Annotated in this window: 14 protein-coding genes; 7 read left to right on the top strand and 7 right to left on the bottom strand. The window is 71.8% G+C overall.

The genetic code is table 11. From position 1 onward, the window contains the following. Positions 1-35: 35 nt before the first annotated feature. Both ACZ39I_RS18175 and ACZ39I_RS18170 read left to right on the top strand, forming a co-directional pair. Entirely contained in the window at positions 36-2,939 is a 2,904-nt protein-coding gene (locus ACZ39I_RS18175; protein ID WP_467245695.1) for a glycosyl hydrolase 115 family protein, read from the top strand. A gap of 208 nt (positions 2,940-3,147) precedes the next feature. Then, a complete protein-coding gene (locus tag ACZ39I_RS18170) occupies positions 3,148-3,918 on the top strand; it encodes a LuxR C-terminal-related transcriptional regulator (RefSeq protein ID WP_467245362.1) in 771 nt (256 codons plus the stop codon). On the opposite strand, the gene ACZ39I_RS18165 is transcribed toward ACZ39I_RS18170, so the two are convergent. The 6 genes from ACZ39I_RS18165 to ACZ39I_RS18140 all read right to left on the bottom strand — a co-directional run bounded on the left by ACZ39I_RS18165 (position 3,893) and on the right by ACZ39I_RS18140 (position 13,030). Beyond that, a complete protein-coding gene (locus tag ACZ39I_RS18165; RefSeq protein WP_467245693.1) occupies positions 3,893-5,368 on the bottom strand; it encodes an MFS transporter in 1,476 nt (491 codons plus the stop codon). The two genes, ACZ39I_RS18170 and ACZ39I_RS18165, sit on opposite strands and share 26 nt — an antisense overlap. 107 nt (positions 5,369-5,475) lie before the next feature. After that, positions 5,476-6,921: an alpha-amylase gene (locus ACZ39I_RS18160; protein ID WP_467245361.1), complete on the bottom strand. Its 1,446-nt coding sequence runs from the start codon at positions 6,919-6,921 to the stop codon at positions 5,476-5,478. Positions 6,922-6,983: 62 nt separating this feature from the next. After that, complete coding sequence (locus ACZ39I_RS18155) at positions 6,984-10,361, bottom strand: pyruvate carboxylase (protein ID WP_467245360.1); 3,378 nt, start codon at positions 10,359-10,361, stop codon at positions 6,984-6,986. 135 nt (positions 10,362-10,496) lie between these two features. Next, entirely contained in the window at positions 10,497-11,285 is a 789-nt protein-coding gene (locus tag ACZ39I_RS18150; RefSeq protein WP_467245359.1) for a DUF427 domain-containing protein, read from the bottom strand. 14 nt (positions 11,286-11,299) lie between these two features. Then, a complete protein-coding gene (locus tag ACZ39I_RS18145) occupies positions 11,300-12,508 on the bottom strand; it encodes a cysteine desulfurase-like protein (protein WP_467245358.1) in 1,209 nt (402 codons plus the stop codon). A gap of 144 nt (positions 12,509-12,652) precedes the next feature. After that, on the bottom strand, positions 12,653-13,030 hold the full coding sequence (locus tag ACZ39I_RS18140; RefSeq protein ID WP_467245357.1) for a MerR family transcriptional regulator: 378 nt from the start codon (positions 13,028-13,030) through the stop codon (positions 12,653-12,655). A 100-nt stretch (positions 13,031-13,130) separates the two neighbouring features. On the opposite strand from ACZ39I_RS18140, the gene ACZ39I_RS18135 reads away from it, so the two are divergent. The 3 genes from ACZ39I_RS18135 (at position 13,131) to ACZ39I_RS18125 (ending at position 16,308) form a co-directional block, all read left to right on the top strand. Then, positions 13,131-14,204 carry an alkene reductase gene (locus tag ACZ39I_RS18135; protein WP_467245356.1) on the top strand — a complete coding sequence of 358 codons (1,074 nt, stop codon included), beginning with the start codon at positions 13,131-13,133 and terminating at the stop codon, positions 14,202-14,204. A gap of 74 nt (positions 14,205-14,278) precedes the next feature. Beyond that, entirely contained in the window at positions 14,279-15,538 is a 1,260-nt protein-coding gene (locus ACZ39I_RS18130) for a glycosyltransferase family 4 protein (protein ID WP_467245355.1), read from the top strand. After that, positions 15,535-16,308: a hypothetical protein gene (locus ACZ39I_RS18125; RefSeq protein WP_467245354.1), complete on the top strand. Its 774-nt coding sequence runs from the start codon at positions 15,535-15,537 to the stop codon at positions 16,306-16,308. The genes ACZ39I_RS18130 and ACZ39I_RS18125 overlap by 4 nt, the downstream gene beginning before the upstream one ends. 12 nt (positions 16,309-16,320) lie before the next feature. Here the strand turns inward: ACZ39I_RS18125 and ACZ39I_RS18120 are convergent, their stop codons facing one another. Next, on the bottom strand, positions 16,321-17,478 hold the full coding sequence (locus ACZ39I_RS18120) for a cytochrome P450 (protein WP_467245353.1): 1,158 nt from the start codon (positions 17,476-17,478) through the stop codon (positions 16,321-16,323). Positions 17,479-17,599: 121 nt separating this feature from the next. On the opposite strand from ACZ39I_RS18120, the gene ACZ39I_RS18115 reads away from it, so the two are divergent. Further along, positions 17,600-18,988 (top strand): hypothetical protein, encoded by a 1,389-nt coding sequence (locus ACZ39I_RS18115; protein WP_467245352.1) that lies wholly within the window; start codon positions 17,600-17,602, stop codon positions 18,986-18,988. Positions 18,989-19,049: 61 nt separating this feature from the next. Beyond that, positions 19,050-20,294 carry an AAA family ATPase gene (locus tag ACZ39I_RS18110; RefSeq protein ID WP_467245351.1) on the top strand — a complete coding sequence of 415 codons (1,245 nt, stop codon included), beginning with the start codon at positions 19,050-19,052 and terminating at the stop codon, positions 20,292-20,294. Positions 20,295-20,297: the final 3 nt, after the last annotated feature.

Below are 20,297 nucleotides of genomic sequence, written 5' to 3'. Positions count from 1 at the left end.
ACCACCAGTGGACCCGCAAGTCCTTCCTCCGGGGAATGGCCGCCGTCGGCGCGGCCCCCTTCCTCCCCGCCCTGATCCCGGCGAGTGCCGACGCGGCCCCGTCGGGCCGCCCCGACTTCCCGCTGGCGGCGGGAGGCACGGCCGTCGGCATCTTCGTGGACGCGGCGGACGACCCCGCCGTCGTCCGCGCCGCGGGCGACCTCCAGTCGGACGTCGAAAGGGTCTCGGGAACAAGACCCGACCTGCTGCGCACGCTCCCACGAAGCACCCCCCTGCTCGTCCTGGTGGGTACCCTCGGTGCGAGCCCCGCCATCGACCGGCTCGCCGCACAGGGCCGCCTGGACGTCTCCCGGGTCAGGGGCCGCTGGGAGGCGTCCGTGACCCAGGTGATCGAGCGTCCCCTGCCCGGCGTCGACCGTGCCCTGGTGATCGCGGGCAGCGACCGGCGCGGAACCGTCTACGGGATCTACGACACCTCGGAGCGCATCGGCGTCTCGCCCTGGTACTGGTGGGCCGACGTCCCCGTCGAGCGCCGTGACACGGTGACCGTCCCCGCGGGACCCTTCACCCGCCGCGAACCCTCGGTCCGTTACCGCGGCATCTTCATCAACGACGAGCAGAACCTGACCACTTGGTCCCACCGCACCCAGGAGACCGACAAGAGCATCGGCCCCGAGACGTACAAGCGCGTCTTCGAGCTGCTGCTGCGCCTCAAGGCCAACTATCTGTGGCCGGCGATGCATCCGTACTCCGACTTCTTCAACAAGTACCGGGAGAACCCCGAACTCGCCGACCGCTACGGCATCGTCGTCGGCTCCAGCCACCCCGAGGCCCTGCTGCGCAACGGCGTCCACGAGTGGGAGCCGTGGATCGCGGAGCACCCGAACGCCGACGGCAGCGCCCCGGTGTACGACTACACGGTCAATCCCGCTGTCATCTCCGACTACTGGAGAGCCCGGGCGAGACAGAACGCCGCGTACGAGAGCAGCTGGACGCTCGGCATGCGGGGTCTGCACGACTCCGCGCTGGAGACGAAGTACGCCACCACGATCCCGGAGAAGGTCGTGGTGATGAACGACATCATCGCCGACCAGCGCCGGATCCTCGCCGAAGAGGTCGGCGCCGCGGCCGAGCCGCAGATCTTCATCCCGTACAAGGAGGTCCTGGACCTGTACAACGCGGGCGTCCGGGTCCCCGACGACGTCACGCTGATCTGGCCGGACGACAACCACGGCAACATGCGCCAGCTGCCGAACGAGACGGAGCGGGCGCGGCCGGGCGGCAACGGGATCTACTACCACCTCTCCTACTGGGGCCGCCCGAAGAGCTACCTGTGGCTGGACACGACCCAAGTGGCCAAGGTGTGGCAGGAGTTGCGTCGGGTCTACGAGCACGGCACCGACCGCATGTGGATCTTCAACGTGGGTGACGTCAAGTCGATCGAGACCGGCCTGTCCTTCGCGATGGACATGGCCTGGGACGTGGACCGCTGGGAGGCCGACGAGGTCGAGGGCTTCCTCGCCGAGTGGGCCGGGAGACAGTTCGGGCGGCGCCATGCCCACGAGATCGCCGCGATCCGTACGGAGTACTACCGGCTCGCCGGGGAGCTGCGGCCGGAGTTCATCGGCGCGGGCCTCGTCTCCGTCGTCCACCACGGTGACGAGGCGGGGCGCCGGATGGCGGCCTACGACCACCTCCTCGCGCGGGTCCGGGCGGTGGGCGCCGAACTCCCCGAGGCGTACCGGGACGCGTTCTACGAGCTGGTCGAATACCCGGTGCACGGCGCCTACTTGATGAACCTGAAGTACTACTGGGCGGACCGCAACGCCCTCGCGGTCCGGCAGGGCCGGGGTGCCGGTACGAACCGTTTCGCGGACCTCGCGCTCGCCGCGCACACAACGGAGGCCGCGCTCACCAGCCGGTACAACACTGAGGTGGCGGGTGGGAAATGGGACGGGTTCATCAATCCGTATCCGTCGCAGATCCCGAAGGCGCCGGGGCGCCCGGCCGTCACCCGGGTCACCCGGCAGGAGACCTCGGGGCTCGGGGTGGCGGCCGAGAGGAACGAGACCGGGGCGGCCCGGCCGCTGTCGTTCTCCTCGTACACCCGCGACCGGCGCTTCGTCGATGTCTTCAACACCGGGTTCCTGCCCCTGGAGTGGGCGGCCGAGGCCAGTCACCCCTGGGTGGTGCTCAGTGCCACCGGAGGCTCGCTGACCGAGCAGCGGCGGGTGTGGGTCGAGATCGACTGGGAGCGTGTTCCCGAGGGGGCGCAGGAGGCCACGGTGGTTCTCACGGGCGCCGGGCAGCGGTTCGAGGTGCCCCTGCGGGTGGTCAACGGCCGCAGAAGGGCTCGTGGTTTCGTCGAGGCCCACGGTTACGTGTCGATCGACGCCGCGCACGCCGACCATCGGGTGTCGCGCGGTGGCTGCCGCTGGCGGACCGTGCGCGGGCTCGGACGTCGTACGGGAGCCGTCGAGGCCGTTCCGTCCACGGCGGCGCCGATCACCGGTGACTTCGCCTCCCGGGCACCGGAGTTGCGGTACCGGGTGCGGTTCAGCGGCACCGGCACCTTCCCCGTCACCGTCTTCCGGCTGCCCTCGCTGGACGAGCGCGGGCAGCGGCGACTGGCCGTCGGGCTCGACGACCGGCCGGTGACCGTCCTGTCGGGGCAGGCCGTCGCGACCGGCAACCGGGGTGACGCCTGGGCCCGCCAGGTGGAGGACGGCGTCGAGAGACTGACCGCCACCGTGACGGTCGCCGAGGCCGGGGAACATGTGCTGAGGATCTTCATGGTCGATCCGGCGATCGCCGTGGACCAGATCGTGATCGACACCGGCGGCCTGCCGGCCACGTATCTCGCGCCGCCGGAGAGCTACCACCCGGTGTTCAACCCGGAGCCCGCGCCGGGCCCCGGTCTGGAGGCGCCGGACCAGTAGGGTTTCACGGCTTCGTGCGGGCCGCCGGTCCCCCGTGCCGGCGGCCCGCACGCGTCGCGGCCGGCGCTGCCGTCCCCAGGGGGAACAGGCGTATCCGACGGGCCGCCCTCCCCCACTGCGGCCCGCCGGAGCTTCAATGTGCTGGAGTACATCCGAGAACGTCGATGTTGCTCGGATGAAGTGTGGGTCAGCGAGGTACTGGGCCGGTATGGGTACAACTGCGTATGAGCGGATGCTGTCGGTCGCCGTGGCCGCGCTCCACGAACGCGACCCCGATCGGCTGTGGCCCCTGCTGGCGGCCGAGCTGCCGGACGTGTGCGGTGGCGACGCCCTGATCTACAAGCTGGACAACTGGAACGAGAACGAGGGCACCCTCGGGCTTTCCCCCGGCGCCGACACGGAGTTCACCTCGCTCGGCGACGAGGAGACGGGACTGCTGCGCTCGGGCTACCCGTTGGCCGGGCACTACGCGGGCCGGGCGGACCGGACGCCCGTCACGGCCCGTCGGGTGGCCGGCCGTTCCTGGTCGGGGAGCCCCACCGCGCGGCTGCTCGACGGTCTCCTGGACGTCGACCACGTGCTGGGGATTCCGCTGCCGCAGTCGACCACTCCGGTCACCGGATGCATGGTGTACCGCTCCGGGCGGGACTTCACCGACGACGAACTGCGTCTGGCCGAGCGGTTGCAGCCGCTGCTGGCCGCCGTCGAACAGCAGCGGCAGCTCCTGCGGCGGCTCAACACCCCGTCCGAGGAGGCCGCGGACCTGGCGCTCACCCCCCGGGAGACGACCGTACTGCTGCTGCTCGGGGACGCCCTGACGGCCGTGTCGATAGGCCGCAGACTCGGGATATCCGAGCGTACGGTCCACAAGCACATCGCGAACATCTACCGCAAGCTCGGCACCCACGACCGTGTCAGCACGGTGCTGCACGCCCAGCGGCTCGGCCTTGTCCCTACGGCAGCGGCGGGCCGCCCTTGAGGCGTTCCAGGTCGGCGGGGCGGACCTGGATGGCCACGACGGCGATGAGCGCGGCGAGCACCGTGAAGATCGCGGCCACGACGAAGGCGGCCGAGACACCGGCGGTCAGGACCTCGTCGCCCCAGGAACCCGGGAGTTCACCGGTGCGGGCGAAGAGCCGGCGCTCCGCCGGGGTGGCCTGGGCGAGGAAGCGGGGGACCTGCTTCTCCGCCTCGTTGGTGCTGGCGGTGCCGAACATGGTGACCAGGATGGACAACCCGAGCGAACCGCCGACCTGCTGCGTGGCGTTGAGGAGTCCGGAGGCCGCGCCGGTCTCCTCGTTGGGCACGTTGGAGAGCGCCATCAGGGTCAGCGAGACGAACTCCATGCCCATGCCGAGGCTGAAGACGAGCATCGGGCCGAGGACACTGCCCGCGTAGGTGGAGTGGACGTCGGTCAGGGTCAGCCAGGCCAGCCCGGCCGCCGCGAGGATCGCGCCGCCCACCATGAAGGGCTTGGGCCCGTACACGGGCAGGAACCGCGAGGCGAGACCGGCACCGAGGGCGATGACCGCGCTGACCGGCAGGAACGCGAACCCGGTCGCCAGCGGGCTGAAGTTCAGGACGTTCTGCACGAAGAGCGTCAGGAAGAAGAACATGCCGAAGATCGCGGCGGCGAGGCACAGCATGATGCCGTAGGTGCCGGCGCGGTTGCGGTCGGCGAACATGTGCAGCGGGGTGATCGGCTGTCGGGACCGCTTCTCGACCAGCACGAACGCCACGAGGAGGACGACCGCCGCGGCGAACGAGGCCAGCGTGAACGGGTCCCGCCAGCCTTCCTGGGCGGCCCGGATGAAGCCGTACACGAGCAGCACCATGCCCGCCGTGGCGGTCAGCGCTCCGGTGATGTCGAAGTGGCCGGGATGACGCTCGGACTCGGGGATGAAGCGGGGCGTGGCGAGCGCGATGAGAAGTCCGATGGGGACGTTGACGAACAGCACCCAACGCCAGTTGAGATACTCGACGAGGATTCCGCCGGCCAGCAGCCCGATCGCGCCGCCGCCCGCGGAGACCGCGGCGAAGACGCCGAAGGCCCGGTTGCGCTCGGGTCCTTCGCGGAAGGTGGTACTGACCAGGGAGAGGGCGGTCGGGGACGCGATGGCCCCGCCGACGCCCTGGAGGGCGCGTGCGGCGAGGAGTTGGCCCTCGTTCTGGGCGAGCCCGCCGAGCAGCGACGCCAGCACGAACAGCAGTACTCCGAAGACGAACATGCGGCGTCTGCCGAGGATGTCGCCGGTTCTGCCGCCGAGCAGCAGCAGCCCGCCGAAGGTGAGGGTGTAGGCATTGACCACCCAGGCGAGGCTGGTGGTGGAGAAGTCCAGGGAGCGCTGGATGTCCGGGAGCGCGATGTTCACGATGGTGATGTCGAGCACCACCATGAGCTGGCAGGACGCGATGACGAGCAGGGCCATGACGTTTCCGCCGCCGCCGGAGTCCGGTGTGGCCGTCCGTGGTGCAGAACTCGCCTGCGGGTCGCTGCTCATGGTCTCCGTTCGACGGTACGCCCCCGCCGTGGCGGTCACCACTCGAGGACGTGGTGGCCCCAGGCCTCCAGGGACACGAACAGACCGGAGCCGGTCAGTTCGTCTCCGTCACGGTCGTACACCGCACCGGTGAGCAGGTCGGTCGCCCGGCACGCGCGGCCCCTGAGGTCGTCCCACGGCAGGGGCAACCTCGCCTGGGCCGGGCGGTCGGAGTGGTTCACGACGACCAGGTGGCGGGCGTCGGCGTGCGTCCACGTCCAGGCCAGCAGGTTGCGGTGGGTGTCGTCGTCCGGCCGGCCCGTCGGTGTCGCCGGCCGCCAGTCTCCCCGGCGTACGGCGGCAGCGGCGGGCAGCAGCCGGCCGTAGAAGTCCCGCAGGGGCTCGTCGACGGGCTCCTGCGGTCTGCGGCGCAGGAACACGGGGAGCCGCACCCGGCGGCCCTCGAACTGGCCCTCGTGCCAGAGCGTGGCGCCGGGCAGGGTCGCGACGGCGACGGCCGCCGTGCGTCCCCGGTCGCCGGGCAGGGCGGCGGCGGCCCGCGGCTCGTCGTGGTTCTCCAGGAAGCGGACGAGACCGCGCTGGTGGGTGAGGTCGGCGGCGAGGTGTGCGCGGACGGGGTCGGCGTCCTCGTGCAGCAGACGGTCGTAGAGGCGCTTGTCGTAGCAGTGGTCGAAGCCCTGCTGCAGGAGGGGCTGTTCGAGGTCCCAGTAGGCCTCGGCGACGAAGAGGAGGCCGGGGTGGCGGGCCCTTGTGCGCGCGATGACGTAGGGCCAGAAGTCCTCGGCGGGGGCAGTCCCCGCGCGCTCTCCCCAGGTCCTGCCGAAGATGTCGTTCATCAGCAGCATGGCCATGTCGCAGCGCACGCCGTCGGCTTGGTCGCCGATGGCCACGAGGGTCGCGACGGTCGCCTCCCGGAGTGCCTCGCTGAAGGCGTTCACCTGCACGACGTCGGGCCAGGGCGGGAAGTACGGGTCCCGGCCGCGGGCGTAGATCCCCGCCCCGGCCTCGATGAAGCCGGCCGGGGCACGGGCCAGGTCGTCGGCAGTGCCCCGCACGAGACGGTCGGGGGCCGAGGTGAGCCAGGGGTGGTCGGGCGCCACGTGGTTGGGGACGTGGTCGAGAATCAACCGCACTCCCCGCGCGGCGAGTTGGGCGCGGGCGGCGGCCAGTCCTTCCGGTCCGCCGAGTGAGGCGTCCACGACGTAGTCGCGTACGCAGTACGGCGATCCTGCGATGTCCGCCCCGGTGAGGTCGGGCAGGGCCTCGCGGAAGGAGGCCATGAGTCCCTGGTCGCGCAGAGCGATCTCCAGCCCGGCCGGACTGCGTTGCCACACGCCCATCAGCCACACGGTGTCGACGCCGGGCGGGGCGACACCGTCCCAGACCTCGCCGGGCACGTCGCCGAGGGTGACGGGGCGGCCGTAGCGGTGACTCAACTCACCCAGCCAGACAAGGGTGTTGATCTCGTGGATCACTGTCATGCCGAGGGCTCCTCCCCGTCACCGGCCGCCCGCGGGTACTCCCCGCGGGCGATCGCGCCGGCTCAGGCGATCTCGACCAGCAGGTCACCGCCCTCCACCTGCTGGATCTTGTTGATGGCGAGGCGGGAGACCCGCCCGGCCTTAGCGGCGGTGATCGAGGCCTCCATCTTCATGGCCTCGATGGTGGCCACGGTCGCTCCGGCGGCGACCTCGTCGCCCTCGTTCACGGCAAGCGTGACGACGCCGGCGAACGGGGCGGCGACATGGCCGGTGTTGGAACGGTCGGCCTTCTCGGTGGCCGGGATGTCCGAGGAGGCGGCGGCATCGCGGATCTGGATGGGCCGCAGCTGGCCGTTGAGCGTGGACATCACCGTGCGCATGCCCCGCTCGTCGGCCTCGCCGATCGCCTCCAGCGCGATGAGGAGCCGCACGCCGGGCTCCAGGTCGACGGCGTACTCCTTGCCCGGACGCAGGCCGTAGAAGAAGTCCTTGCTGTCCAGGAGGCTGGTGTCGCCGTAGGACTGACGGTGTGTCTCGTACTCGCGGGTCGGGGCGGGGAACAGGAGCCGGTTGAGGGTCGAGCGGCGGTCCTTCTCCAGGCCGCTGCGGTCCTCGGCGTTCAGTTCCTTGACGGGCTTGGCATCGGCGCGGCCCTGCAACGCCTTGGTGCGGAAGGGCTCGGGCCAGCCGCCGGGCGGGGTACCCAGTTCGCCGCGCAGGAAGCCGATGACCGAGTCGGGGATGTCGAAGCGGTCCGGGGTCTCCTCGAACTCCTTGGGGGTGACCCCGGCGCCGACCAGGTGCAGGGCGAGGTCGCCGACCACCTTGGAGGACGGGGTGACCTTGACCAGGTGGCCGAGGATCCTGTCGGCGGCGGCGTACATCGCCTCGATGTCCTCGAAGCGGTCGCCGAGCCCGAGGGCGACGGCCTGGGTGCGCAGGTTGGAGAGCTGGCCGCCGGGGATCTCGTGGTCGTAGACGCGCCCGGTCGGGGAGGCGAGGCCCGCCTCGAAGGGGGCGTAGATCTTGCGGACGCTCTCCCAGTACGGCTCCAGGTCGCCGACGGCCCGCAGATCCAGCCCCGTCGGCCGGTCGGAGTGGTCGGTCGCGGCGACGATCGCGGAGAGGGAGGGCTGCGAGGTCGTGCCCGCCATGGAGGCCACGGCGCCGTCCACGGCGTCGGCGCCCGCCTGGATCGCGGCCAGGTAGGTGGCGAGCTGGCCGCCGGAGGTGTCGTGGGTGTGGATGTGCACCGGCAGCTCGAACTCGCGGCGCAGCGCCGAGACGAGTTTGGCCGCGGCGGGGGCGCGCAGCAGGCCCGCCATGTCCTTGACGGCCAGGACGTGGGCGCCCGCGTCGACGATCTGCTCGGCGAGGCGCAGGTAGTAGTCGAGGGTATAGAGGCGCTCGTTCGGGTCGGACAGGTCCGAGGTGTAGCACAGGGCGACCTCGGCGATCGAGGTGCCGGTGGCGCGTACGGCCTCGATGGCGGGGCGCATCTGGCTGACGTCGTTGAGGGCGTCGAAGATGCGGAAGATGTCGATGCCGGTCTCGGCGGCCTCCTGCATGAAGGCGTCGGTCACCTCGGTCGGGTACGGGGTGTAGCCGACCGTGTTGCGGCCGCGCAGCAGCATCTGGAGGCAGATGTTCGGCACGGCCTCGCGCAGGGCGGCGAGCCGCTCCCAGGGGTCCTCGGCGAGGAAGCGCAGGGCGACGTCGTAGGTGGCGCCGCCCCAGCACTCCAGGGAGAGCAGCTCGGGCAGGGTGCGGGCGACCGTCGGGGCGACCGCGAGCATGTCCTTGGTCCGCACGCGTGTGGCCAGCAGCGACTGGTGGGCGTCGCGGAAGGTGGTGTCGGTGACACCGATGGTCGGCGACTCGCGCAGCCAGCGGGCGAAGCCCTCGGGGCCGAGCTCGGTGAGCTTCTGCTTGGAGCCCGCGGGCGGCTCCACCGCGGTGTCCACCCTGGGCAGCTTGCTGACCGGGTCGATCAGGTCGGGCCGCTCGCCGTGCGGCTTGTTGACCGTCACGTCGGCCAGGTAGGTCAGCAACTTCGTGCCGCGGTCGGCGGAGTGACGGGCCGTCAGCAGGTGCGGGCGCTGCTCGATGAACGACGTGGTGACGTTGCCCGACTGGAAGTCCGGGTCGTCCAACACCGCTTGCAGGAACGGGATGTTGGTGGCCACACCGCGGATGCGGAACTCGGCGACGGCACGCCGGGCCCGGTTGACCGCGGTGGTGAAGTCCCGTCCCCGGCAGCTGAGTTTGACCAGCATCGAGTCGAAGTGGGCGCTGATCTCCGTACCGGCGTGGGTGGTGCCGCCGTCGAGGCGGATGCCGGAGCCGCCGGGCGAGCGGTAGGCGCTGATCCGGCCGGTGTCCGGGCGGAAACCGTTGGCGGGGTCCTCGGTGGTGATACGGCACTGGAGGGCCGCGCCGTGCAGCTGCACCGCCTCCTGGGAGAGGCCGAGGTCGGCCAGGGTCGCGCCCGCCGCGATCCGGAGCTGGGCCTGGACGAGGTCGACGTCGGTGACCTCCTCGGTGACCGTGTGCTCGACCTGGATGCGCGGGTTCATCTCGATGAAGACGTGGTTGCCCTCGCGGTCGAGGAGGAACTCGACGGTGCCCGCGTTGCGGTAGCCGATCTCGCGGGCGAAGCGGACGGCGTCGGCGCAGATCCGGTCGCGCAGGTCCGGGTCCAGGTTGGGTGCGGGGGCGAGCTCGATGACCTTCTGGTGGCGGCGCTGAACCGAGCAGTCGCGTTCGTACAGATGGATGACGTTGCCCTGCCCGTCGGCGAGGATCTGCACCTCGATGTGGCGGGGCTCGACGACGGCCTTCTCCAGGAAGACGGTCGAGTCACCGAAGGCCGAGGCCGCCTCGCGCGCGGCCGCCTCGATGGACTCGCGCAGCTGGGCGCGGTCCTCGACCCGGCGCATACCGCGCCCGCCACCACCGGCGACGGCCTTCACGAACACCGGGAAGCCGACGTCCTCGGCCGCCCTGACCAGCTCGTCCACGTCGGTGGAGGGCGCCGAGGAGCCGAGCACCGGTACGCCGGCGGCGCGGGCGGCGGCGACCGCGCGGGCCTTGTTGCCGGTCAGTTCCAGGATGTCGGCGCTGGGGCCGACGAAGGTGATGCCCGCTTCCTCGCAGGCCCGCGCGAGCTCGGGGTTCTCGGAGAGGAAGCCGTAGCCGGGGTAGACGGCGTCGGCGCCGGCCTGGCGGGCGGCGCGGATGATCTCGTCGACGGAGAGGTAGGCCCGCACGGGATGGCCCGGTTCGCCGATCTCGTAGGCCTCGTCGGCTTTGAGTCGGTGCAGTGAGTTGCGGTCCTCGTGGGGGAAGACGGCGACCGTCCTCGCGCCCACCTCGAATCCCGCGCGAAACGCGCGGATCGCGATCTCACCACGGTTGGCGACCAGTACCTTGCGGAGCATTCCCGTTCCCTTCGGCCTGCCGGTGACGCACCCATGTTCTCGGCAAAGACCGCCGGTGGCCATGAGAGTCAGGTCACGTGTCGCGGACGGTTTGGGGGTGATTCGCGCAGGTAAGGCGGTGGCCGCACGGGACGATCACTTCACGGTACCGGTGAAGGGGGTCACCGGCCGCTCCAGGCGCTCCCCGTCCACGGTGAGGTCGACTGCTTCGTTGAAGAACGCGAGCAGCCCCTTGACGGCGGCCACGGCGGGGAGCGGGTCCGGGTAGCTCCAGATGATGTTCGCGTGGTCGCCCAGCGACCAGTACTCGGCGGTGCCCTTGTAGGGGCAGTCGGTGTGGTGGTCGGTGGCTTCGAAGAGGTCGAGGCGGACGTCCTCGCGCGGGATGTAGTAGCGCGTGGGCAGGCCTGTCTCGAAGAGCAGGACGGGACGGTGGGTGTCGGCGACGACCGTCCCGTCGATCTCGACCTGGACATGGCGGCTGCTGGGCATGGCGTCGACGCGTTTGTGCGGGTCACGGGGGTGGACGAAGATCTCTTCCTCCTCCTCGTACCAGTGGTCGAGGCCGGTGCCCCAGCGCCGGAACCACGCGAAGGCGATGTGCCCGGCGAGATCGGCGGACGGGAAGGTCCAGGCGGCGTTCTCGACGAGTTCGCCGTCCACCTCGAGGTCGTAGAAGACCTGCGATCCGGTGTGGGTGCCGGTCGCCGGGTTCTTGGCGGGCCGGAGCAGGTCCTCACGGACGTCGCCGCGCGGGAAGGCGTAGACCGGTACGGGGACGTCGGGCTCCCATACGAGGACGGGGTGCCGGCTGTCGACGACGGTGACGTCTGCCTTGCGGCCGCGCACCCAGCGCTCGCTGGGCTCCCACAGCAGGCCTTCCGGGGTGGTCCGTACGTCTCGTGCGGTGGGGAACGTGGTCATGGGCGGCTCTCCCTTCACCTCTTCAGGAAGTCTGCCAGTCCTGTCAGGAGGCGGTCGACGTCCTGTACGTCGTTGTAGGGGGCGAGGCCGACGCGCAGGCCGCCGGTGTCGCCGAGGCCGAGGTGGCGGGATGCCTCGACGGCGTAGAAGGAGCCGGCCGGGGCCTGGACGCCGCGCTCGGCGAGGAAGGCGTACGCGTCGGCCGTGCTGTGGTGGTCGAAGGTCAGCAGGACGGTCGGGGTGCGGTCGGCGGCCGTGGAGTGGACGGTCACGCCGTCGAGCGCGGCCATCCCCTTGTCGATCCGGTCGCGCAGGACATGTTCGTGGCCTTCGAGGGCGGCGTACCCGGCGGCCAGCCGCTCCCTCCGGCCGCCGGTGGCGTCCGGGTCCAGCCGCTCGGCGAGGAAGTCGACCGCCGCGGTGGTGCCGACGAGGAACTCGTAGGGCAGTGTGCCCAGTTCGAAGCGCTCCGGGACGGTGTCGGTGGAGGGCAGGAGCTTGTCCGGGCGCAGGGTCTCCAGCAACTCCGGTCGGGCGGCGAGGACTCCGTGGTGCGGGCCGAGGAACTTGTACGGCGAGCAGACGAAGAAGTCCGCGCCGAGCTGCTCCAGGTCCACGAGGGAGTGGGCGGTGTGGTGGACGCCGTCGACGTGGACGAGTGCGCCGACCTCGTGGGCCGCCTCGGCGATCGCGGGGATGTCGGGGCGGGTGCCGATCAGGTTGGAGGCGGCGGTGACGGCGACGAGCCGGGTGCGCCCGGACAGTACGGCCTGAATGGCGTCGACCGTCAACTCCCCTGTCTTCGGGTCGAATTCGGCCCACCGCACGGTGGCACCGGCCTGTTCGGCGGCCTGGATCCAGGGGCGGATGTTGGCGTCGTGGTCGAGGCGGGTGACGACCACCTCGTCGCCGGGTGACCAGGCTTTGGCGAGGGTGCGCGAAAAATCGTAGGTGAGCTGGGTGGCGCTGCGACCGAAGACGATCCCCGCCGGGTCGGCCCCGAGCAGATCGGCCATGGCCCGTCGGGCCTCGGTGACGATCCGCTCGGCGTTGCGCTCTCCCAGCGTGATCCGTCCCCGGTTCGACAGGGGCTGCGCCAGGGCGTCGGCGATGGCCCGGATGACCGGCTCGGGGGTCTGGGTACCGCCGGGACCGTCGAAGTGGGCGATACCGGCGGCCAGAGCCGGGAAGTGGGAGCGGAGGGCGTCGATGTCATACGTCACGTAAAGCTCCTCGATCCGACCGACTGCGGTGCCCCCAGCGTGCCACGCCACGCGAGGGCCCTCGCGGCGGGCGGCGGGGATCGTGGCCGTCAGCGGGGGTGAGCGTCGCAGTGCGGACCAGGTTGACTTGACGGTCCCGGGAACTCAGCCCGTCACGGCGGCCCGCAAAGTCTCCCGGTGGGCCCGGTTCACGGCCATCAGGCCGTCCAGGGCGTTCCGGGTGTGGATCAGGTCCTCGATGTGTTCGGAGAGTCGGTCGCGTTCCTCGGCCATCCTCTCCAGCGCGGCGTCGGAGGTCTCCGCGCTGGGGGACTCGACGCACGGGAGGAGCTCGTTGATCGTGCGGCTGGACAGGCCGGCCGCGTACATCCGCTGGAGGAAGACCACGCGCTCGACCGCGGCCTCCGTGTAGTGCCGCTGCCCGCTCGCGCTGCGCGCACTGGAGAGCAGGCCCTGCTCCTCGTAGTAGCGCAGGGCCCGGACGCTGACCCCGGCCCGTGCCGACAGTTCCCCGATGCGCACGTGTTCCTCCTGAACGGACTTGACCCTCACGTCGACGTCAGGTTTTAGCGTAACCGCGTGCCCGGGACACGGGTACGAGGGATCACGAAGGAGACGTGACGTGACGACGCTTTTCACCGGTTTCCGGCTCGGCGGACTGCGGCTGCCCAACCGGGTGGTCATGGCCCCGATGACCCGGGTGCGGGCCGCCGAAGGCGGTCTGGCGACGCCGTCGATGGCCCGCTACTACGCCCAGCGGGCCACCGCCGGCCTGATCGTCACCGAGGGCGTGCAGCCGAGCCTGGTCGGTCAGTCCAACCCGGGCACGCCGGGGCTGTACACCGACGAGCAGGTGGCCTCCTGGCACCCGGTGACCGAGGCCGTGCACACCAACGGGGGCCGGATCTTCGCCCAGATCATGCACGGCGGCCGGGTCTCGCACCCGGACACCAACGGCCTGCGACCCGTCGGGCCCTCCGAAGTCCCGGCCACCGGCGAAGTGTTCACCCCCACGGGACCCCAGCCCGCCCCGGTCCCGCGGGCGCTCGCCACCGACGAGGTGCCGGAGCACGCCGAGTCGTACGCCGAGGCCGCGCGCCGCGCTGTCGACGCCGGCTTCGACGGGGTGGAACTGCACGGCGCCAACGGCTACTTGATCTCCCAGTTCCTCTCCTCCAACGCCAACCTGCGCACGGACCGTTACGGCGGCTCGGTGGCCGGCCGGATCCGGTTCGCCGTCGAGGCGGCCGCCGCGACCGTGGACGCCGTGGGCGCGGAGCGGACCGGTATCCGTCTCTCGCCGGGCGGCACCTTCTGGGGAGTGGAGGAGACCGAGGTCGAGGAGCTGTACACCGCGCTGCTGACCGAGCTGTCCCGTCTCGGACTGGCCTACGTCCATCTGGAGGCCACCGCTCCCGAGGAGACCCTCCTGCACCTGCGTCGGGTCTGGCCCGGTGCCCTCGTCATGAACCCCGTGCTGCCGCTGGGCGGCAAGCAGACCGGCCGCGCCGAGGCCGACCACTGGCTCGGGCTCGGCGCCGATCTCATCAGCTTCGGCCGCGCCTTCATCGCCAACCCGGACCTGGTGGAGCGACTGCGCACCGACCTGCCGATCGCCCCCGCCGACGAGGCCACCTACTTCCAGGGCGGCGACAGCGGCTACCTCACTTATCCCGCATACCAGTACACGGCATGACGTCCGAACGGCGAGGACACCACGAATGGGTAACGGGGGCCAACCGGAGGCAGGGCCGGGTGGTCTAGCCCGGCATGAAGATCTCTTTCCTGCTCCACAACGCCTACGCGATCGGAGGCACCATCACCACCACGTTCAACCTGGCCCAGGCACTGGCCGAACGACACGAGGTGGAGATCGTCTCCGTGCTGCGGCACCGGGAGTTGCCCAACTTCGTGCTGGATCCCCGGGTTTCGCTGCGGCCGCTGGTCGATCTGAGGCAGGAGAAGGAACACCCGGCACATCTGAGACCGGCGCGGGTGTTCCCGCGCTCGGAGTACCGGTACGGGCAGTACAGCGAACTGACCGACCAGCGCATATCCGAGGCCCTCGCCACCATCGACGCGGACGCGGTGATCGGCACCCGTCCCGGGCTCAACGTGCATCTCGCGGGCCAGGCGCCGCCCCATGTCGCCCGGATCGGTCAGGAGCATCTCACCCTGGACAACCATTCGCCCCGGCTGCGCACCGCGCTGCGCCGGGCCTACCGCGGGCTCGACGTCCTCACCACGGTCACCGAGGCGGACGCGGCCGCCTACCGGCGCCGGATGCGGCTGCCCGGCGTACGGGTCGAGGCACTTCCCAACAGTGTGCCGGATCCGGTGCTTCCGGCCGCGGACGGCTCCGCCAAGGTGGTCGTCGCGGCCGGACGGCTGGTCGCGTTGAAGCGGTACGACCTTCTCGTGGAGGCGTTCGCCGCGGTCGCCGCCGAGCATCCGGACTGGCAGCTGCGCATCTACGGCAAGGGCGACGAACACGACCGGCTGCGGCGGCTCATCAACGACCTCGGCCTGTGGAACAACGTCTTCCTGATGGGTGCCGCGGCTCCGATGGAGGCGGAGTGGGTCAAGGGCTCGATCGGGGCGGCCACCTCCGATTTCGAGCCCTTCGGCATGACCATCGTCGAGGCGATGCGCTGCGGGCTGCCCGTGGTGAGCACCGACTGTCCGCACGGGCCCGCCGAGATCATCGCGGACGGGGTCGACGGCCGGCTGGTGCCGGTCGGTGACCGGGACGCGCTGGCCGGCGCCCTGCTGGAGCTGGTCGGCGACGACGAGCGGCGCCGCCGTATGGGCAGGGCGGCTCTGGAGAACGCGCGGCGGTTCGCGCCCGGTCCCGTCGTCGAGCAGGCGGAGCGGCTCATCACGGAGGCGGTCGCGGCACGGAGGGCGGGCCGGCCGGTGGTGCGGCAGCGCCAGGGCGCGGCTCTGACCGCCCGGGGCTCGGCCGCCAGGGACACCGCGCTGATCGCGGCGAGCGGCGCGCTGCGCCTCGTACGGAAGGGACGTTCATGACCACGCCACGCGCCGGATGCACGGTCGACGCGGAGGGCCGGATCGTTTTCGAGCTGGCGGCGGCCGAGGGCCACGGGTTGTTGCTGCGGCTGCGGCCGAAGAAGGGGCAGCCCGAGGAGACACTGCACGTCCTCGACCTGGAAGCGGTCGGCGAGGGGCGCACCCGGGCCGTGCTGGGCCCGGATCCCGTGCTCGCGGAGGGGCGGTGGGACGTGTATCTGCTGAGCGGGCCCGAGCGCAAGCGTCTGCGTCCTGGTCCGCGCGATCTGCGGGCCCTGGTCGACGGGCATCTGCGGGAGCGGCGCGGGCCGTTGGCCGTGCGGGTCCCCTATGTCACCGAGGACGGCTACCTCGCGGTGCGCACCTGGCTGCGTCCCGCCCACGCGGAGGTCGACCGCGTCGACGTCACCGGCGGGACGCTGGGGATCACGGCCCGGCTGCACGGCGCCTCGCTGCCGGACGGAGCCGAGGTGCTGCTGCGGCGGCGGCAGGATGAAGGGACCGTGCGCTCGCTTCCGCCACTGGCCGCGCAGGACGGCCGGAGCTTCTCGTGCACGGTCGCCGACGAGACCCTGGACCTCGGCATCTGGGACATGTTCGTACGACCCGCTCCCGGCTCCCCGCTGATCCGGCTCGCCCGTCTCCTGGACGACGTGGCGGACCGCAAGCGGGTCTTCGTCTACCCAGGCGCCACGGTCGGGAAGATCGTCGTGCGGCCCTACTACACGGTCGACAACGACTTGTCCCTGGAGGTGAAGCAGGCCGGCTGAGCGCCGCTCGGCTCAGCCCCACCGCACGTGCAGCGTCGGCGGCTTGCGGAAGACCAGGCCCTGCGGGGCGGTCGGGTGCTCCGGGTCGAGGCGCAGGCCCGGGAGGCGGTCGAGCAGCTGCCGCAGGGCGATGCGGGTCTCCAGGCGGGCCAGGTGGGCGGCGAGGCAGTAGTGGGGGCCGTGCGCGAAGGCCAGTTGGAGGCGGGAGTTCGCGCGGCGGACGTCGAAGCGGTCGGGGTCGGGGAAGACGGCGGGGTCCCGGTTGGCGCCCGCCAGGGAGACGGTGACGAGGTCGCCCCGGTGGATCGTGGCCGGGCCGAGGGTGATGTCACGGGTGGCGTACCGGTCCACGACGGCCGCGCCGGGTTCGAGGCGCAGCGACTCCTCGATCGCTCCGTCCAGCAGCGTGAAGTCGGCCTGGACGAGCGCGAGTTGGTCGGGGTGCCGGAGGAGGTGCAGCAGCGCGTTGGTGATCATCGCCTCGGTGGTCTCTATGCCGCCGAACATCAGCACCGCGGCGTTGGAGGCCACTTCCGGCAGCGACAGCCGGCCCGCGGCGGAGGTCAGCAGCGAGGAGCCGGCCCCTTCCGTGACCGTGGCCTCGACCGCTTGCCGCAGGTGTGCGTACGCCTCCGGGCCCGCGGGCCCAGCCGCGCGGCCCTCCGTGAGGTCCGAGACCGACCGCACGATGGCGTCGTACCAGGCGAGCACCGTGTCCGTGCCGGCGCCCGCCAGCCCGAGTGCCTCGGTGACGACGGCGACGGCGAGCGGGCCGGCGAAGGCGCGGCGCAGTTCGGCGGCGCCCGCCGGCTCCAGTGCGGTGACGAGACGGTCGGTCTCCCGCTCGATGAACCCGGCGAACCCGTCCCGCACTTCACGTGGGCGGAAGGGCGCGGTGAACGGCTCGCGGTGGCGGGTGTGTTCGTCGCCGTCCAGGGAGAGCATGCTCGGGCCGACGACCTGCGCGGTCGAGAAGCGGGGGTCGTCCACGGTGAAGGTCTCGGCGTCCCGCATCACGTCGAGCGCGAGATCGCGGCGGGTCACCAGCCAGCCGTTCAGCTCGGGCAGCCAGGACACCGGCTCGCGCGCGCGGAGTTCGGCCAGCCGCGGGTGCGGGTCGCCGGCGAGTTCGGCCGGCGTGGTGGCGGCGCCGAGCGGAAATGCGATCACGCCCCAGGCTAACCCCGTGGAAAACCCGTGGCGGATGCGCGGAGGGCGGCTTACGCTGCTCCACGATGACGACTCATACTCCTGAACGATGGGGGGTCCCGTCCGCGCAAGGTGAGTGCTGATGCTCACTTCGACCGCGAACGAGGACATCCGTACGTCCTTCTGGCCGCGCGTGCGCGAGTTCGCCGTGTCGGCCTCCATGATCGAGACCGCGACCGCCCGTCGCCTCGCCGGGGACTGGGCCGGGGCGTGTGCCGCCGCGGGCTTCGACGTCGATCTCAACCTCCGTGCGGTGGCACGCGATCACGGCCGGGAGCTGGCGTCCCGGGTCCGGTCCGATCTCCGCGCCCTCGCTCCCGACCTGCTGCGCTGGCACCTGCCGAGGATCGCCCCGGACGGGCTGCTGCGGCCCGGGCTGACCCTGACACTGGCGCGGTACGCGGCCGTCGAGGGCCCCGTGCATCTCGTGGCCCGGACCGCACCCACCTGGGCCGACGCCGGGCAGCGGATCAGCCTCGCGCTGTGGTCCCGGTCCACGGGCGACGCCGTACGGCATCCGCACCCGCACCCGCACCCGCACCCACGTCCCAACCGACGGTTCCGGCTGGATCTGCACCGGCATCTGTGGGATGCGGGCAGGGTCGGGGAGCTGCCGGGGCGGTCGGGGACCGGCCAGCCGCCACTTCCGTCGGCGTCCGAGCAACGTCCCTTCGCTGAACTCGAGTTGGAGATACCGCCCGGTTGTGCCGTCGACCGTTGGGCGGCCGAGGCGCGGATACTGCTCGCGGCCGAAGGGCGCTTGGGCGGTTGTGTGTCGGTGCGGCTGGGCGGACGGCACCGACTGGTGCTGGAGCTCGCCGCGGACGACGACACGCTAAGGCCCGTGCCGACCCTTTCGGCCGCTGCCGTCTCCGCGCTTCCCGTCCTGCCCGACGCGGCGACCTGGGTGCTGCCCGACCTCCAACTGCTGCGCGCGGGCGCACTCGGAGCGGATCGGCTGCACCCCCTGGTCACCGCTGCGCTGGCTCCGGACAACGCTGCCACCGGACCGCCCCGCACCCCCGACCGACCAAGGCGACCGCGTTTCGTGGAGTGCCGGGGAGCCCGCCACCGGATCGGCCTGGTCGACGGGGTACTGGCCCCGCTGGACCACGATCCGGACGAGATCCGGCGCGAGGAGTTGCTGGTCGCGCTGACCGGCACCCCGCTCCCCTGTCTCCAGGCGATCGACGAGGCACACCGCCGTCCGCACTGCCTGGACGGCGTCCGCGAACGTCTCGTGCACGGCGACACCGCCGGCGCGCTGGCCGTCGTGGAAGGACTGCTCGGGCCCGAGGCGCTGCTGCGCACCGGCCCCCTCCGGGACGAACTGGAGGCGGCCGCGCAACGGCGCGTCACCTACGGCCTGTTCAGGGCGGGCCTGACGGGACCCGGGCCCGTCCGGTTCCGCCCGCGTCCGAGCGAGCGTGGCTCCCGTCACCGGCGTGCCCATCCGCGTCACGCGTACTGAATTCTCCACCGGGAAACCCGTCTCCTCTTCCCTGCCACTCCCAGCCCACAGGTGATGCCTCATGCCCATGACCGCCCCTGCTCCTGCTCCTGCTCCCGCTCTCGCTCCTGCCTCCCAACTCGACGTCGCCGCCGATCTGTTGACCCTCCTGCGCGACTCCACCACGGAACCGCGCCCCGACTCCCAGCTGGAGGCCCTCACCCTGGCCGTGGCCGCCGATCTGCCGGTCCTGCTGTGGGGTGAGCCGGGCATCGGCAAGACCGCGGCCCTGACCCAGCTCGCCGCGGCCCTGGACCTGCCGCTGACCACGGTGATCGCCAGCGTGCACGAGCCGTCCGACTTCTCGGGGCTGCCCGTGGTCGGGGACGATCCCGCCACCCAGGGCGTGCCGATGGCCCCGCCGGACTGGGCGGTACGGCTGGTGCGGGCCGGACGGGGGCTGCTGTTCCTGGACGAGCTGTCCACCGCGCCGCCCGCCGTCCAGGCCGCGCTGCTCCGGCTCGTCCTGGAGCGGCGGATCGGCGCGCTCCAACTGCCGCCCGGCGTAAGGATCGTGGCCGCCGCCAACCCCAAGTCCTCGGCGGCGGACGGCTGGGAGCTGAGTCCGCCGCTGGCCAACCGGTTCGTCCATCTCCAGTGGACGCACGACCATGAGGTCGTCGTACGTGGGCTGGGTGGGACCTGGCCGCGGGCCACGCTGCCGCGGCTCGATCCGCTGAAGCTGCCTCAGGCCGTGGACTTCGCCCGGCGCGCGGTGTGCGGGCTGCTCGCCGCGCGGCCCACGCTCGTGCATCGGCTGCCCACCAACGAAACCCGTCGGGGCGGCCCCTGGCCCTCGCCAAGGAGCTGGGACATGACGCTGTCCCTGGTCGCCTTCGCGACCGCGGCCGGCTCCGCGCGGGACGTGCTCTCCCTGTTGGTCCGGGGCACGGTGGGCGACGGTCCTGGACTGGAGCTGCTGGCGAGCCTGGACCGGCTGGACCTCCCGGACCCGGAGGACGTCCTCGCCGATCCCGCGGGGGCCGCCCTGCCCGAGCGGGGAGACCTGCGGCAGGCCGTGCTCGACGGTGTCGTGGCGGCCGTACGCGCCCGTCCGGACCGGGCCCGCTGGGACGCGGCGTGGGCGGTGCTGGTGCGGGCGCTGGAGACCGGGGCCCCGGATCTGGTGGTCGTGCCCGCGACCACGCTCGCCTCGCTGCGGCAGCAGGACTGGGACGTACCGGCGGCGATCGACAGGCTCGCCGGGACGGTGGCGCTGTCGCAGCGGGCGGACCGGGCCGCGGTCGCCGCCAAGGCCCGCCGATGAACA

This window comes from Streptomyces sp. NPDC024687 (genome assembly GCF_055559055.1).
Note: the sequence above shows the minus strand (reverse complement) of the source record. Positions and strands in the feature narration are given on the sequence as shown.